Source organism: Sporomusa malonica, assembly GCF_900176355.1.
Classification (GTDB): domain Bacteria; phylum Bacillota; class Negativicutes; order Sporomusales; family Sporomusaceae; genus Sporomusa; species Sporomusa malonica.
Window position 1 is genome coordinate 282322 of record NZ_FWXI01000003.1, and the last position, 16400, is coordinate 298721.

Genomic DNA, 16400 nt, shown 5'->3' on the forward strand with positions numbered 1-16400 from the left:
AGCCTAATAATACCGCAATCCGCTTTTCCTGGGAAATACCGTGTATGACTAAGCTTATAACAAAAAAGTATTACGTTCGTGCACGCGCGTTTTTACATAAAATTACTTCCCCTTGCCACCCAATCATTTTATACTATTGTTATAGTGTAATTCTGTTAGGAGGTACCATGGAAATCCAGTTGTTGCGCGAATTCGTATGCCTTGCAGAACATTTAAACTTCAGTACAGCTGCCAAGCAGTTGTTCATTGCCCAGCCTGTTCTCAGCAGACACATCGCTGATTTGGAATATGCACTCGGAGTGCAGCTGTTTGCGCGAAATAAGCAAAGTGTTAATCTAACACCAATTGGCGCGGTGGTCCTTGCAGAGACAAAGTCTATTCTTACGCACTATGATGAAGGCATCCAAAAAATCCGGCTTGCAGTTGCCGGATTCGCAGGTCAGCTAAAGATCGGCTTTTTGGGAGCACCTGTTAAAAACTTTTTTCCAGCGTTAATTTCGCGCTTTCGCAACACTTACCCCAGTGTCGATTTACAATTAAACCAGTTAAATCTGGGAGCACTGGCCAATGCGCTAAAACGAGGGGATATCGACATCGGCTTTACATTATCTTTTGACTTGGCGAAGATGACCGGGCTTTGCTGGAAGACCATTTGTTCCGATTCGCTTGCCGTAGTCCTGCGTCACGACCATCCTGCCGCCACCAATCATCCGGTCAGGTTATCAACACTATCCCAGGAGAACTTCATCATTTTGGCACCTGAGGAATCTCCCGGTCTTCATAACCAGATTATCTCCCTTTGTGAAGCGAATGGCTTCTCACCAAACATCGCCAAGCTTTCGGCCTTTCCTGAGAACGCTTTACTTATGGTCGAATCAGCAATCGGAGTTGCCATTTTACCACGCCATATTAAAGTATACGCAGGCCCTGAGCTTCGCTTTTGTGATATAGCCGGCAGCGGCACAGGGTTTGATCTAGTTGTCGCCTGGACAGAGGTTCATTACAATCCAGCCATTCCTTTGTTTCTTCAGGAACTGGAAAGCCTGCAATTATCTACTAAGCGCTAGCTATACACAGCAGATTGAATAATGTCGCTTCTGAAATGCTATAGTTTTTCTGATCATAATAAATCAGGGGCTGTGCCGAAACCTTTGGTTTCAGCACAGCCCCTGATATTAAAGATTAATTGTAACGTCCGTACTTCTCCACCGCATCAAAATAAGCTTTCATATTTTCATGTTTCGCGTTCATTGGGACACAACAGCCTGAGGAATAAATGAAGCCGCCGTCTTTCCCGACAACAGTCATCAATTTTTTAGCATACTCATCAACATCCGTAACCGATCCTATTGTCAACAAGGCCGCCGGCATATCTCCCATGATGGCACAATGTCCGCCCAGTATTTCTTTTACCCTGAAAATATCTGTATCACCATCAAGCTGTAAAACAAATTTTTTGGCTGGCAGCTCTAAGAAATATTCCAGGTTTTTAGTCCAATCTGAATCGCAATGCAATATAGGAATAATATCTTTTTCGGCTAACCCGTTAACAAGACGTTTCATAATCGGTAACAACAGTTTTTCAAACTTTTTCAAAGAGAGCCATTGAGCACTGCTGCGTGAATCACCGATAAAAGTACGTCTGATACCAATCTGATCTGCCTGGGCCGCCAGTATGGCAATCATTCCGTCAGTAGTAACTTCCATTGCTTGATATACCTTATCCGGGACTCTAAAGATGTCTTTAAAGAAGCATTCCATGGAACGGGTCATTGATAAGACATCGGGTGCTGAGCCGCCCAGGATTCCCCAGGTCGAACTCTGCCCCCGGCGCTGTGTGCGCTGATTTTCATCCACGAGCAATTTACCCTTTTCCATCATGGCCTGAAACATTTCTTCTTTGCTTGTACCGAAAGCAATCTCATTAAATTTTATTACATATTCGAGTAAGCCTTTTTCAATGAGCAAGTCATAATCGGCCTGAGATGTTATTTCAACTTCGTGCATCTGGAAGCAGGCATTGTCTGGCAGCTCGACCCCAGGCATCTTGGTCCTCATGAGGCCGACTTTTTTCATCAGCGGGGCATAACGCTCACACATAATAAACGGATTGCTGTCCCAGATCGGAAAGGCTTCATGAACCTTATCTATGGCATCCATACATTTTTCCCAGTCCCACATAAACTCCTTATTAGTAATTCCGGCAAATTGACCGGCATACTGGTCAATCATCGGCGCACATACTACCCGGTCTACCGGCTCAAGGTTAATAGTAGCTACCAGTCTTTCTTCCGCAGTCATTATATCTTTTTTTGCTGCCATGTTTCCACCCCACAATAATATTTTTTTACTATTCAGCTAAATGATATCGTAAAAGCTTACTTTGTGGAAATTCATTCTCTTAATCGCAACAATTTGAAAATTAAATACTAAGGATGTTTTGATAAAAAACAACCAGCAGTAGGTTACAGCTATATGCAGTAGAGGTGGATGCCGGATGAGCTGATATATCCTCAGCTATTGGCACAGTTATTGCATATAAACAAAGATAAGAGTGGGAAGAAAACCATACTTAGTCCACTTTTTAATTTACTTAATATTCTCATAGTACAAGACTAATTCTCAACAACAGGAGGCGTCTATGGATATTCGACAACTGGAAATTTTCGTTTGTGTCGCAGAACGGCTAAATTTTACAGAAGCAGCCAAGCACTTGTACCTCACACAATCAGCAGTCAGTTTGCAAATAGCAGATTTAGAAAAGCAGCTTGATGTCAAATTATTTGCGAGAAATTCACATTCAGTACAATTAACAGCGGCCGGTCAGGTTTTTGTTAAGGAAGCTAAATTCATTATTACCACTTCAGAAGAAGCAATAAAAAGAACTCGCTACACCGCATCTGGTTTTGGCGGGACTCTGAGAGTCGGCTTTCTAGAGTCCCACACTAAACACTTTTTACCCAAATTGGTAAAAGACTTCCGGCACTCATATCCCAAAATCAAGTTACTGCTAACCCAATTAAGCTGGGGAGATCTGAATCTTGCCTTGGAGCGTGGTGATTTGGATATAGGTCTTACCATGTCAGTTTCTTTGCAAAATATTCCCAAGGTTGCCTGGCAGACACTCTATCAGGATGTTGAGTGTTTTGTAATGCCTTATGACCACCCGCTGGCCAATCAACCTCAATTAGATTTAACCGCCGTAGCCCGGGAACCATTTGTTGTTCTCAATCGCGAAGTTGCCCCCTGCCCCTACGACTTTACGTTACGTCTGTGTGTCAACAGGGGCTTTACCCCAAACTTTGTTGAACGTCCTTTTCTTACAGAGATTTTACTTACGCTGGTTGAATCTGGAGAAGGAATTGCAATTCTCCCATACTTTACCACCAAACCCTATGCCAGCCCTAGTCTCCGCTTTATTAAGCTGGAGGGTGACGACGCGCAGGTTGAGATGGTCGCATCCTGGAAAAGAACAAATAGGAATCCAGCTATACCATTGTTCCTTAACAAAGCTAGAGGTGCTATTCAATTTTTCCAAAATAGCATGGGTCTTCCACCATCTAATGATAGTAATGAACATCTTTCATCTATTTAAGAGCCGTAGGTAAACATCAATGGCCAGGATTTTTCAAAGGCGCTAATTTGTGAAAAGAAGGGGAGATTGGCCGTAGCTAATCTCCCCTCTCTTATGTGCATCTATACTTATTTTTACTAGATAGATTCCTCTGCCCCTATATTAAACAATATAAGACCAACATACGAAACAGTATTCTTTCCATTATAATACGGAATTCCACAAGTCTTTTCCAGATTAATAACATCTATCCCATACGCTTCAACCGAAGCAAAAGCCTCATCAGGAAACCGGCATGGTTCATTATCTAAATAGGCACACTTTGCACAAAACTCACATGATCCCGCATTCAAAGGAAGAATACTCTGCAATTTGTACTCATTTTTAACACGGTCCAGCAGGTTCCTGAATACTCCATCATGAACTTTTTTGGCCGCCATCATACCGTTCCAGTCAAACGAACTTTTCATTTGATGTACTGTCTGAAACAAGAGACCGTACTTATATGTACAGGCTTGAGCTTTCAACTCCTCAAAAGGACCAACTGCTGGGGGACAGACCCAATTGGTATCGTATTTCCTGCATACGTTTTGTTCACATGCTTTCCTAAAATCCTCGACAAATTTTATTTGGGATACCTCAGCAATTGCGGCATGGTCCGCCTTTGAAGCTAATGCTGCCTGAACCAAGTCATTAAAAATTGCACCCATACTCTTACCTCCCAAAGATTCCAATAGCACCTCTGGCAAAATCAATACACCAAAAATGCAGCATATAAGGGTAAAGATACTGCCGCAGCAACCGTCTTCGTCCTTATATATACATCTAGATATAGATTAGTGGATAACATTCAGTGTGTCAATATTTTTTTACTATTGGCACAATTCTATTATTCACAATATCAAAAAAAAGGTAACGTCTGATACCCTCAATAAAGGATTCCAGACGTTACTTTTTTGCCTTTACTTATGCTTATCATACAGAGGGGTGTGTTTTCTTTTACGCAAAGTACCTTCGATCGGACTATACCTTGCGAAGCCACAGAGCTATCATTGCCGCTGCACCTATAACACAAAAAGCTACCAGACACATCAGCCCACCGGTATAGCTGCCGGTTGCATCAATAAAATAACCAACAACGACCGGAGTGATGGCCCCCCCGGCACTACCTAGACCGCTTTCCAGCCCGCTGCCTGTTGCTAAGGCTTTTTCCGGTACAACCTTTTGAATCATTGACCAATGGCCAGGCAACCCGATGACTAAGGAGGCAACGGCAACTACAAGCCATAATGCTGCCTCTATCTGACCGGTAGCATGAGCAGCAAAATAAATTCCTACAGCTCCACCTACCATATGCAGAACGCCAAAAGTCGCTTTTCTTTCGATTTTGTCTGTGAGGTAGCCTGAAACGACAAGTGCTATGACCCCTGCAGCGTAAGGAGCATTAGCCCAAAAACCCATTGTACTCCAGGTGAAGCCCATCGCGGTTTTCAGATAGGACGGAATCCAGGTCATAAGCCCCCACCAGGCTGCTGAACTAAAAACATAAAATGTGACACAAAGCCAATAGTCAATATTAAGCAGAAATTGTTTCCAAATTTCCCATTTGGAAACTGATTCACTTACTGTTTTATTCTTGGCAGCCTCGGCTTGCAGACCGCTCTCAATATGCTCCAATTCTAACCGGTTAATTCTTTTATTCTGGCTTGGATAGTCTGTGGTAAAAAACCAAATCAGGATTAACGGAATAATACCAATGGCTGCGAGGGTAAAAAAGCTCGTCCGCCAACCCCAAGTCCCAACAACCCACACGAAGAATGGCATCGCAATAGCCGGGCCTGCTGCCAGCCCGATCAGCCATGTCGAATTAGCCCGGGCTCGCTCTTGAGGCGGAAACCAATTCCTTACAAACTTCATTTGCATAGGCCAATGCATTCCCTCACCCAAACCCAGAATGCATCTGGCAACAATCATGCCTGTAAAGGTTGTGACCAATCCCCCATAAACGCAAGAAACTGCCCACAGTACAATTGCCAGAGCCATTACCTTACGTGGCCCCCACAAATCACCCAGTGGACTTAATACAGCGTTTGTAATAGCATAGGTTGCCAAAAACAAGGACATCAACGCCCCCATAGCCACCGCATTACCCTTGATACCCATTTCGGTTAAAAAGGTTTCATCGGCCACCAGTACCGATACATTAACCCGGTCAAGATATGCAACCAACAGGGTCACTAAAAGCACCAGGATCAAGACCACCCGCTGTTTGGTTGGCTCTCCCTCTGAAATTACATTTTCCCTCACTGCTTGTTCTCCATTCACAGATGCGGCCTCCTTCTGTTAAAGTTGCATCATTGAACAGATGACCCCGAACAAGTCGGGGTCCCTGCAATCCAGTTTAGTTTTTTAGATTTTAATAGAAGAACTCTAACTTGGTCATGTAGGTTTTGTTAAGATCATCGGAGGCCTGTCCAGTTAGGTTTCTATTCTTAAATTTGAGGTCTTGTGCCTCAATAGTCCAAATAACGTTTTTGCTTACAGTGCTCTGTAGGGCAACCCAGACACCTTTTAGATTATCTGTTCCTTTAGTGAATGTTGAGAAAGAATCTGACGGGTAGGCCATTGCTTGCGAGTCAAATCCACCGGCACCAGACGGAATAGCCCCTGCGTCAATGCTGCGGTATGCTACCGACCAACCAAAATCACCTTTTTTCTTATAGTCTACAAGGTTTTTTACTGAGTAGAAGGCTGGAATCTTGTCGACGCCGCTAGAAAGTTCAACAGCCCACCCCTTTGGTGATGTTGGCAGATTGCTCGCACCCTTTAAGTCTGTTGATACATAATCTCCAATAAGCATAACTTTGCCGAGCTTAGCGTCAAAGCCTACTGCCCAACCAGCTGATTTATCAAAGGAACCAATATTGGTATTCATTGAGCCCTTACCCTGTGGATTACTACTTCCAGGAACTTCAGACCAATAATAGCCAGCTTTCCAGCCAAGATTGTTATTTACTTTACCTGTAAGTTGAGCAGTAGTAAGTGTGTTAGCGTCGCCAGTAGAGGCCCCATTTGAGTTAACTACACTTGTAGTAGGACCATTACCTTTGATATTGTTCACCGATCCGGTAAATGTTACCTTGCCAATGTTTTCATCAATCCGAATACCATCAACGCCGACTGCTTTACCGAACAGACCGTGAGTAAGGTTGTCGTAAGGGAAACGACCGATGCGGACTTTGTCTATACCCATAACATTCTTCGCAGTTACGGCCAACATATCGAAGGCAGCATTACTTCCCTCGTTATTATTGTAGTTACCAAAATTTGAACTTGCTTGAATTCTTGCCATCCAGGAAATATCCTCATTAATAGTTCCCTGAAACTTAATGCGTTGTCGGAAATCAAAATTATTTGACCCCTTCAATTTCGATGTTCCAGCCGCCTTAGGGTCGTTGCCGAAAGCACGGAAACGAGTTTCGCCGGCAATCCAGGTATTGGTCTTAGCTTCCACTTTAGCTACCCGGGTACCCAAGCGGTTAAGCTCACTGGCGAACTCGGCAGACAGTTTGTCGATTAGTTGCTTGTTAGCGTCATCAGCAGCGTCAAACTTGTCCATTGCTTTGGAAACAATAAAGGCAAATTCATAACGGGTCAGGGTCTTATCACCTTTGAAGGTGTTGTCGTTATAGCCGCTAACAATTCCGGCTTTAGCTAATTTACCTACAGCATCATATGCCCAATGCTTGGCAGGGACATCACTGAAGGCTTGAGCCGCAGAGGAAGCATGAACAGGAGTGATTAATGCAGGGGTTCCAGCCATAGTGATGGACATCAGAGCCAGTGGTACAATAGCCATCCATTTTTTTACCGATTTTGTTGTTTTCATGAAAATCTCTCCCCTATTATTTTTAGTCTTTTCTCTAGTCTATACTTTGCCTGCTGAGTGCCCCTTTTAGTTATGCACTTTCAGAAGACTTGGCAGCCGCTGGCTTAGGCATGGTTGCAAAAATCAGACAAATAAGTCCTATCAGGCAGATGGCCGAATTAAGCTGAAACGCTGGTGTGTAACTCTGATAAGAATCAAATAACTTTCCGCCAACTACACCGGCACCAGATACAATGACTGCAGAGATTGCCTGCAGCATACCATTGACTTTAGGAAAGGCGGCAGGTCCAAAAAAGTTACCCAACATTGTGTTTTGTGCCACAAAAGACCAGCCAAAACCGGCACCATATAACACAGCCGCTGCATAGGCGGCCGTTAGTGCGCCAGGAGCAGCCTGCACAGCAAGATACGAGCCGACAAAGTAACAACAAATGCCTAGCATGAAGACAAAGCGGGCCGCAATTCTATCCATAAGCCAACCACTGATCAACCGTCCAAAAATCCCACCCATGGTAAACATCCCCATAGCAAACGCTGCATCTGCCGGCGAAATTCCCTTGCCTTTCAAATGCATAATCCAGTGGGCGGTAAAGAAGAAAAACGGCCATTGACTAGCAGCAGCCGCCAGTACAGTCAACCAATAGGAAGCCGACTTATATACCTCGGCCGGTGCCCATACATACTTCGTCACTAATGCATTGGCTACAGGCGTTGCTGAAGCCGTTATTTCTTCTCCATCAGGAACTTGCCCGATATCCTGTGGACGCTCTTTTACAAAAAACCAGGCAATTAAAGCGCTAGTAATAGCAATCCCAGTTACAGCCAGCCAAGCTACCCGCCAGTTGCCCCCACTGGCCGCGATCAGTTTGTTCATGGCCGGCGCACCAATAAAGCCGGCGAAGCCTGAAGCGGTCATGGCCAGAGCCATGGCTCTTCCCCTGAATTTAGAAAACCAGCGCGTAATGGTAGTTGATAATGTTACAATTGTGCCAAACCCGAGACCACAACCAATTAAAAAGCCAAAGCCCACTAAATAGTGCCAGGGTTGTGTGGCAACCTGTGCCATCCACAATGAACCAATAACCAGCAAACCTGAGCCAATTATAAAGGTCTTGCGAACGCCCCATTTAGTAATTGCCATCCCGACCAGAATAGCTGACGTTCCTACAAATAAATTCAACAACGAAAAACCTAAACCGTAAGTAGTGCGATCCATGGTGATTTCTTTCATCATATAGCTGTTAATTACTGCGCCACCGTAAAGTGGAAAACCCATGTTCAGCAGGTACAAAAACCACAGTGCTCCTACCAGTTTCCAACCATAAAAATTTTGAGTGTTACCCATTAATTAGACCTCCTTGTAATAATTTTCGGTCTTTTCAAAAAAACGAGCTCCCCAACTTGTGACTTAAAGAACTTGCCTATGTGGACTCAATCTTTACTGAATTCACGTTTTTTGTTGCGGCAACTCTTCTGAGTCTTTCAGTATGAGTGCTCGGTTTTTATTTGAGACCGTTTACACGTTTATAGATATATATACATCTATATAGATAGTATCCCACTCTAAAATATTTGTCAATCCTTTTCCTCTGATATTTCAGAAAAATCACGCACAGATAAAAAGAGTAGGATTTTTACCCACAACGGAAGGCAACGCCGAAAGTACCGCGTGGATAAGTCCACTTAGTAATTCCTTTGTCTTTGCAGACTACACGGCAGGTGCCGCATTCAAGGCAGCCGGCATAATCAAAGTTGATTTCACCGTCTTTTAAGGTGTAGAGAACGGCAGGACAAACAACCAGACAGGGCTTTTCCTTGCATTTTGCACAGATAGCCTTGTCAAGAACAATGTGGGGTTCTTCTTCATCAACAGCAAACTTATTTATACCGAGAAGCTCTTCCGGTGATAGTTTTTTTATTGTCATATGGCTTTAAACCCCTTCCAGCCGTCAGCAAGCAGTTGCCCGAATGTGACATGCTTTTTCAAGACTTTCAGCATTGCTTTATCCATGCGTTCTGGCAGTTTGCCATCCACAGCAAACAAGACTTTCATCATATCATTAGCCATCGCCGGGTAGACAGCCACCATACGCCGGTTGCTCATGAGCTCGTGGAACCCAGCGTACAATTTCATGGTTGGAAGCAATGCAATATCTTCCAGTTCCTTAACATAGGCAGGGCCGACATTACTGAGCTCTTCATTCTTCATGATAGCACGTGCGGCAGCCACACCGCTCACAATTGCCAGATCTATACCACGAATCATGGTACCGGTATTAACTACCATACCGGCAGCATCCCCCACCAGTATCAGTCCATCCCTGTACAAGGTCTTAGGCATGGCATGATAACCAACCTCTGGCACAAGGTGTGCGCCATATTCGATCGTTGTTCCGTCCTTGATCAACGAATAAATTGCCGGATGCATTTTGAGATCCTGCAGAATTTCATGTATCTGCTTACCGTGGCAGGCAAGGTCTGCGGGATTTAATACTACACCAAGTGAAATACTGTTTTTATTGGTGTAAAGAAAGCCACCGCCGAGCACTCCATCGGCACAACCGACCAATACGCGGGCTGCACCTTCATCACCGTTTAAGTTGAAACGGTCTTCAATCACTTTCTCCGGTAGCTCAATCACTTCTTTTGCGCCCACCCCGACGTTATGGGCATCGATGTCTTGTCGCAAACCGGCTTTCTGAGCGATAAAGGAGTTTACTCCGTCAGCAGCTATAACTACTGTTGCATAGATTTCGTCGTCGCCTGCCTTGATCCCAACAATTTTCCCATCTTTTTCAATGAGCTCGTCAACCAGGATACCGGGAGCAAGCATAGCGCCCTGAGCCTCTGCCTGGCCGGCAAACCATTCATCAAACGGTGCACGCAGCACTGAATATGATTGAGGAACTCCCTCCCCAAAATCGTAATCAACATAGTCCATGGTCATTGCCCCATTAGCGCCAAGCATCATAATCTGCTCTCTAACCACTTTTCTTTCAAGCGGCGCCTCTTGGTACAGACCAGGTTCGACTAATTCCAGCGCATAGGTATAAAGACGGCCGCCTGTGACGTTTTTACTGCCGGCGCTTACGCCCCGCTCTACCATCAGGACACTTTTGCCATTCTTAGCCAGCACATAGGCACAGGCGGCGCCGGCTGGGCCGGCACCGATAATTATGGCATCAAATTTTTCATCAGCTGACACAATAATCCCCCCATTTCAGCAACTTTTGCCGATCTTACTTTTTCTGCAAAGCGGCAGTCAGTAAGGGCACAACTTCATACATATCCCCTACAATCCCATAGTCAGCTGCTTCAAAAATCGGAGCTTTTTCATTGGTATCAATAGCAACAATAACTTTGGAATCCCTGATACCAACAACATGCTGCACCTGTCCGGAAATTCCCAAACCAATATAGAGTTCAGGCTTAACCTTCTGACCGGAAATACCGATATAGCGGTCGTTAGGCAGCCAGTGATAATCCTCAGATATACCCCGTGTGCAGCCAATCTCAGCACCGGCAGCAGCTGCCAGCTGTTCAACCATGCTCATATCTTCCTGCTTGGCTAAACCGCGGCCAACACAGACTACCCGGCTGGCTGTTGAGATGTCAGCCCCCTGGCGAACAATAGGACAAACATTGCTAATAGTTATTCTGGCATCGTCGTTGGCTACTTCAACAGTAACCACTTCCCCTTGTCCAGCACTGGCCGGGGCTTCTGCAAAGGTACGCGGCGGGATTGTAACCAAAGCCGGCAAAGCCACAGCCTCGGTACGAACAGCCAGACCGCCATACATCAACCGGGTTGTTTCAATAATATCATTAGCAAATTGCACACTCAGCGCATCGGTAACAAGGCCGGTTTTGAGGCCTGCAGCTACCTTAGCAGCCAGATCTTTGCCACGCATAGTAGCACCAACCAGCAGCACACTTGCCTGTTCTGCCTGCAAGAGGGCTGTGATGGCAGCAGCATAACTTTCCGGCCATGGATTGTTGCCTTTAAGCACACATACCTTATCAGCACCAGCTTGGACAAAGCTTGGGGCATCATCAGCATAGAGTGTTATCACATTAAGCGGCTGCTGCATGGTTTGCTTAAGCTCCTGACCAGCAGTCAAGAGTTGTCTGGCAACAGCGCTGTCTTCCGAATAAATCCAAATTCCTGGCATGTAAAAATTACCCCTTTCCTTTAGCACAGACCTTCTTGCGTAAGGCTGGCAACTAGTTTAGCAACATTATCGGCCTGGTTAGCTTCTTTAAGGATGACTTTTTTCCGGTCCATGACATACCCTTTAAGTGCCAGACAACGCACTTTCGGCGTTAATTCCTCGTCACTCAGACCTAAATCAGCAACTTTTATTTCCTCTGAAGGCTTCTTGGCAGCCGCCATAACCTGTTTTAAACCAGGTATGCGCGGTTTGTTAATCTCTGGTAAAACACTGATTACAGCCGGTCCTGTTACTGTCACTTCTTCGGTACAATCACCTAGTTTACGGGTGGCAACTACCCGTCCGTCAGCCACAGTAAGCTGCTGAACAAAGGTAATAGCCGGAATATCAAGAAGGGCAGCCAGCCGTGGGGCTGTCTGCTGGCTATAGGAGTCAGAGCTGCCTTCGCCGCATAAAATTAAGTCAAATGCTCCAGCTTTTTTCACGGCGGCAGCTAATATATTAGCTGTCACAAAAGCGTCTGCCTGTTCGGCCGCCGGATCACCAATCCAATACACTTTGTCAAGGCCTCTGGAGAGAGCATCCTTTAGTGATTGTTTGGCTGCAGCAGGCCCAAAAGTGAGCGCTTCAATGCTGACGCCATGCTTTTCCGCCAAAAGAGCGCCTTCTTCTATTGCATTTTTGTCATAATCACTGATTTTGTATTTAGCCCTGCCGGTGTCGAGAGACAAATCTCCCGCTATTTTGATGTCTTGTTCGTCTAAAACCCACTTGTAGCAGACAAGAAGCTTTTGCATGGTTGACCCCTTTCTTCATTTGGGAGAGGATTTTTACCCTCTCCCGCTTAGTTCATTCTTGTTAAGCCAGCAGATCTCCGGCAATAATTTTCTCTGGAAAATCAACTGAGCTGTTTTTAATAATTGCACCTTTTACGTCACGATACAGGCGTGAAGCCACCATTTCCTGGCTGTAGCCATAGCCGCCTTCAATCTGAATTACATCAATCAAGGCGCTCTGGCCGATACGGGCGGCAAACAGCTTGATCATGGCTGCTTCAGCGGTAAACGGCTCGCCATTTTCCAAGAGACTGGCCGCGTCATATACCGCAAGCCGCAGCATATGAATGTTTGCAGCCATCTCGGCCAGCATGGTCTGAATGGCCGGGAAGCTGGCAATCGGACGACGGAACTGGATTCTCTGCTTACCATATTTGACTGCATCTTCCATAGCTGCCTGAGCGATGCCTACAACCATAGCACCTTCAGCAATACTGGCGGCAGCCAGCGCTTCAGCCGCAATGGCAAGGCCGGCTCCCTCAGCACCTAACAGGTTAGCTGCCGACACTTTTACATTGTCAAACACCAATTCGGCTGATTGGCAGCCGCGAAGACCCATTTTGCTTATAGTCCGGGCTACTGACAAGCCTTCTGCCTGGCCGTCAACAATGAAAGCACTGATTCCTTTTGCACCGGCCTCCGGATTGGTCTGGGCAAATACGATATATACGCCGGCTGCGCCGCCATTGGCAACATAGCTTTTGCGTCCGTTTAATACGTAGTGATCACCGTCTTTAACCGCAACCACCTTATGCTCTCCGGCACCCGGAGCCGCGCCTGGCTCATTGAGGGCGAAAGCGCCCAGTTTTTGTCCCTGACACAAGGCTGTCAGATAAATCTCTTTTTGCTCAGTTGTGCCCCAGCGGTTGATGCTGTAGGCAGCCAGTGAGGCGTGATTCACGAGGACAGATGCCACAGCACCGCTTACGCGTGCCAACTCTTCAATAATTAAAATATAGCTCAGATAGCCAGCTTCAGCGCCGCCAAATTCCCCTGGGATAAAAATCCCCAGGAAGTCCTGCTCAACCATCTTACTGACAATTTCTGCCGGGTGTTTTTCTGTATGATCAATTTCAGCAGCAACCGGTTCAACATATTCCAGGGAAAACTCCTTGGCATTTTGCTGAATAAGTTGTTGTTCTTCCGTTAATGGATAACTCATGCGTTAACCTCCTCTTCTTTACGCTGCCTAACTTAAGAGCTAAGCAAGATCCCGGATATTACAATCCGTTGAACCTGATTGGTGCCTTCATATATCTGGGTAACCTTGGCGTCACGCATAAGCTTTTCCACGATAGAATCCTGGGAATAGCCGTACTGCCCCATAAGTTCGACAGCATCGGCAGACACACGCATGGCAGTGTCTGTAGCAAATGTTTTAGCCATGGCTGCTTCTTTGGTATAAGGTACACCGGCGTCTTTTAGGCGGAGCGCATTGCGTACTAGCTGTCTGGCAGCTTCAACCTGGGTAGCCATGTCAGCTAATTTGAAGGCAACTGCCTGATGATTGCCAATGGGTTTACCATTAACATCAAGGTATTCTTTAGCATACTTCACAGCTTCATCAAGTGCCCGCCGGGCAATACCGACTCCGATTGAAGCCACAATGGGCCGGGCCATATCCAGGGTTTTCATGGCGAGTTTCATGCCTTCGCCTTCTTTACCCAGGAGATGTGTTTTGGGAATTCTCACATTTTTCAGGATCAGTTCAACAGTATTGGAGCTGCGGATACCCATTTTATGCTCAACTGCGCCAACGATAAGACCCTCGCGCTCTTTCTCGACAATGAATGCACTTAGTCCTTTAACGCCTTTGGTAGGATCTGTTGAAGCAAACACGACCATGATGTCTGCATAGCCGCAGGTAGTGGCAAAGCATTTTGTACCATTAAGCACCCACTCTTCACCTTCGAGCCTGGCAACTGTTGCGCAAGAACCGGCATCAGAGCCTGCTCCCGGCTCTGTTAAGGCAAAGCCACCCATGCCGCCGTTTACCAAACGTCCGTAGTACAGCTTTTTTTGTTCTTCCGTACCGGCAATTGCTAAAGGATAGGAGCTCAGTCCGTTGCCGCCAAGGGTTGTGGCAAAAGCGGCGCAGCCGTAGCCCCACTCTTCTGCAACAAGCGACTGGGTTACAGAATCATAGCCAGGGCCGCCATATTCTTTGGGTATAGCCAGGCAGTTGAGCCCAGCATTCTTTGACTCTGCAAGGATGAACTCATGAAACTCACCCTTTTCATCCCATTCACGATCGACCGGAATGATATGTTTCGCCGTAAACTCCCGGGCCAACTGTTGCAATTTTTGTTGTTCAGGGGTAAGCGACATGTCAACCATTATTCATCAACCTTTCATTTTGGCTTCTATAAGCTGTTTGAGTTGCCCCCATTTGGGCTGGAAGATCTCACTCGGCATAGTTTTCAGATTAGGTGAAATGACAGGTTTGAAGTCCATTAATGCCAAGACATCTTTTTCTAAATCAACGCCGGGAGCAATCTCAGTCAGCGTTACCTGTCCGTTTTCGAGAACAAATACAGCACGCTCGGTAACATATACCACAGGCTGTTTTATCTGAGCAGCATACTTGCCGCTAAATGTAATCTGCTCGACACTGTCAATGAATTTTTTGTTTTTACCTTCCTTAACAATGACCAGCTTACCGTCCGCAGCTGTAACCTCCAGCCCGCCTGCGGTAAAGGAACCGCAATACACTACCTTTTTAGAGCTTTGGGTTATATTGATAAAGCCGCCGCAGCCCATAGGGCGACCTTTGAATTTGCTGACATTTACGTTACCGTTTTTGTCTGTTTGCGCAAGGCCCAGGAACGCTACATCAATGCCGCCGCCATCATAATAGTCAAATTGTGAATGATGCTCCACAGTGGCTTCAGCGTTATAGGACTGGCCAAAGTGCGGCAGACTGGCCGGCACACCGCCAATACCACCTGCTTCTGTTGTCAAGGTCAATGTATCAATGGCATTTTCCTCAGCGGCAATAGTTGCGACATCACTCGGGATACCTACCCCAAGGTTGACAATGGTATTCGGAGCAAGCTCCATGGCAGCACGGCGGGCAATAATCTTGCGTTCATCCATCGGCAGCTCAGGAATACTGTTCAACGATACCTTCATATCACCGGCAAATGCAGGATTAAAGTACAGTCCTTCGGTCTGCCAGCAGGAGTCCTTGCTTGTTGCAATGACAATATGGTCAACAAGTATTCCGGGAACCCTTACCTTTTTAGGATGGAGTGAGCCGGCTTTTGCCAGGTATTCAGCCTGGACAATAACAATGCCGCCGGAATTTTTGGTGGCTTGCGCGAGCGGCAAGGCTTCCATCAATACACCTTCATTGTCCATTGTCAGGTTGCCGTTTTCATCAACCGTGGTACCTCTAATCAGGGCTACGTTGATCGGGAACGTCTTATAGAAGAGCCATTCTTCGCCTTCAAACTCAACAACCTTAACGATATCTTCGGTAGTTGCCGAGTTCATTTTAGCACCATCAACACGTGGATCTACGAAAGTTCCCATCCCTACTTTGGTAATCAGCCCAGGACGTTTGGCAGCAATTTCACGGAACAGCTGAACAATAACCCCCTGCGGCAGGCAATAGGCTTCAATCTTGTTCTCGGCCAGCAGTTTTGACATACCGGCTGATGAACCAATATGGGCACCAATCCATCTTTTGACCAGTCCTTCTTTACCCAGACGGGTTGTGCCGCGTTCTTTCCAGTCACCAATGGCCGAAGCATGGGTCAGGGTAATATTCTTGGGGTGTCCGGTTTCGACAAACCTCTTTTCAATGGCTTGGGCAACCTCTTCGGCCCAAGCCGCAAGGCCAAAGCCTGTTGCCGCTACTGTAGCTCCATCCTGGATTAAAGCAGCCGCCTGGTCGGCAGTTATTATTTTCGACATGGCATTTTGCT

General features: G+C 46.1%; 14 protein-coding genes. 2 read left to right on the top strand and 12 right to left on the bottom strand.

Annotated features, from left to right (window positions below):
* Positions 1-167: 167 nt before the first annotated feature.
* Positions 168-1067 (top strand): LysR family transcriptional regulator, encoded by a 900-nt coding sequence (locus B9A22_RS04965; protein WP_176215400.1) that lies wholly within the window; start codon positions 168-170, stop codon positions 1065-1067.
* A gap of 115 nt (positions 1068-1182) precedes the next feature.
* On the opposite strand, the gene B9A22_RS04970 is transcribed toward B9A22_RS04965, so the two are convergent.
* Positions 1183-2322 carry a uroporphyrinogen decarboxylase family protein gene (locus B9A22_RS04970; protein WP_084574596.1) on the bottom strand — a complete coding sequence of 380 codons (1140 nt, stop codon included), beginning with the start codon at positions 2320-2322 and terminating at the stop codon, positions 1183-1185.
* A 319-nt stretch (positions 2323-2641) separates the two neighbouring features.
* Between B9A22_RS04970 and B9A22_RS04975 the strand changes: the two genes are divergently transcribed.
* The gene (locus B9A22_RS04975) at positions 2642-3595 is read left to right on the top strand and encodes a LysR family transcriptional regulator (protein ID WP_084574597.1); all 954 of its coding nucleotides are present in this window, start codon (positions 2642-2644) and stop codon (positions 3593-3595) included.
* A 116-nt stretch (positions 3596-3711) separates the two neighbouring features.
* On the opposite strand, the gene B9A22_RS04980 is transcribed toward B9A22_RS04975, so the two are convergent.
* From B9A22_RS04980 to B9A22_RS05030, 11 genes are all read right to left on the bottom strand, one after another.
* Positions 3712-4284: a DUF2284 domain-containing protein gene (locus B9A22_RS04980; RefSeq protein ID WP_084574598.1), complete on the bottom strand. Its 573-nt coding sequence runs from the start codon at positions 4282-4284 to the stop codon at positions 3712-3714.
* A 313-nt stretch (positions 4285-4597) separates the two neighbouring features.
* Positions 4598-5899: an MFS transporter gene (locus B9A22_RS04985; RefSeq protein WP_245823800.1), complete on the bottom strand. Its 1302-nt coding sequence runs from the start codon at positions 5897-5899 to the stop codon at positions 4598-4600.
* Positions 5900-5990: 91 nt separating this feature from the next.
* Positions 5991-7463 (bottom strand): S-layer homology domain-containing protein, encoded by a 1473-nt coding sequence (locus B9A22_RS04990; RefSeq protein WP_084574599.1) that lies wholly within the window; start codon positions 7461-7463, stop codon positions 5991-5993.
* A gap of 70 nt (positions 7464-7533) precedes the next feature.
* Positions 7534-8808, bottom strand: coding sequence for an MFS transporter (locus B9A22_RS04995; RefSeq protein ID WP_084574600.1), 1275 nt, complete (start codon positions 8806-8808; stop codon positions 7534-7536).
* Positions 8809-9097: 289 nt separating this feature from the next.
* Positions 9098-9388, bottom strand: a complete 291-nt coding sequence (locus B9A22_RS05000) for a ferredoxin family protein (RefSeq protein WP_084574601.1) — start codon at positions 9386-9388, stop codon at positions 9098-9100.
* Positions 9385-10668, bottom strand: coding sequence for an FAD-dependent oxidoreductase (locus B9A22_RS05005; protein ID WP_084574602.1), 1284 nt, complete (start codon positions 10666-10668; stop codon positions 9385-9387). The genes B9A22_RS05000 and B9A22_RS05005 overlap by 4 nt, the downstream gene beginning before the upstream one ends.
* A 34-nt stretch (positions 10669-10702) precedes the next feature.
* Positions 10703-11635, bottom strand: a complete 933-nt coding sequence (locus B9A22_RS05010) for an electron transfer flavoprotein subunit alpha/FixB family protein (RefSeq protein WP_084574603.1) — start codon at positions 11633-11635, stop codon at positions 10703-10705.
* Between the two features lie 20 nt (positions 11636-11655).
* Positions 11656-12432, bottom strand: a complete 777-nt coding sequence (locus B9A22_RS05015) for an electron transfer flavoprotein subunit beta/FixA family protein (protein WP_084574604.1) — start codon at positions 12430-12432, stop codon at positions 11656-11658.
* Positions 12433-12493: 61 nt separating this feature from the next.
* The gene (locus B9A22_RS05020) at positions 12494-13633 is read right to left on the bottom strand and encodes an acyl-CoA dehydrogenase family protein (protein WP_084574605.1); all 1140 of its coding nucleotides are present in this window, start codon (positions 13631-13633) and stop codon (positions 12494-12496) included.
* Positions 13634-13665: 32 nt separating this feature from the next.
* Positions 13666-14808, bottom strand: a complete 1143-nt coding sequence (locus B9A22_RS05025; RefSeq protein ID WP_084574606.1) for an acyl-CoA dehydrogenase family protein — start codon at positions 14806-14808, stop codon at positions 13666-13668.
* 6 nt (positions 14809-14814) lie between these two features.
* Positions 14815-16389 carry an acyl CoA:acetate/3-ketoacid CoA transferase gene (locus B9A22_RS05030; protein ID WP_084574607.1) on the bottom strand — a complete coding sequence of 525 codons (1575 nt, stop codon included), beginning with the start codon at positions 16387-16389 and terminating at the stop codon, positions 14815-14817.
* Positions 16390-16400 lie beyond the last annotated feature (11 nt).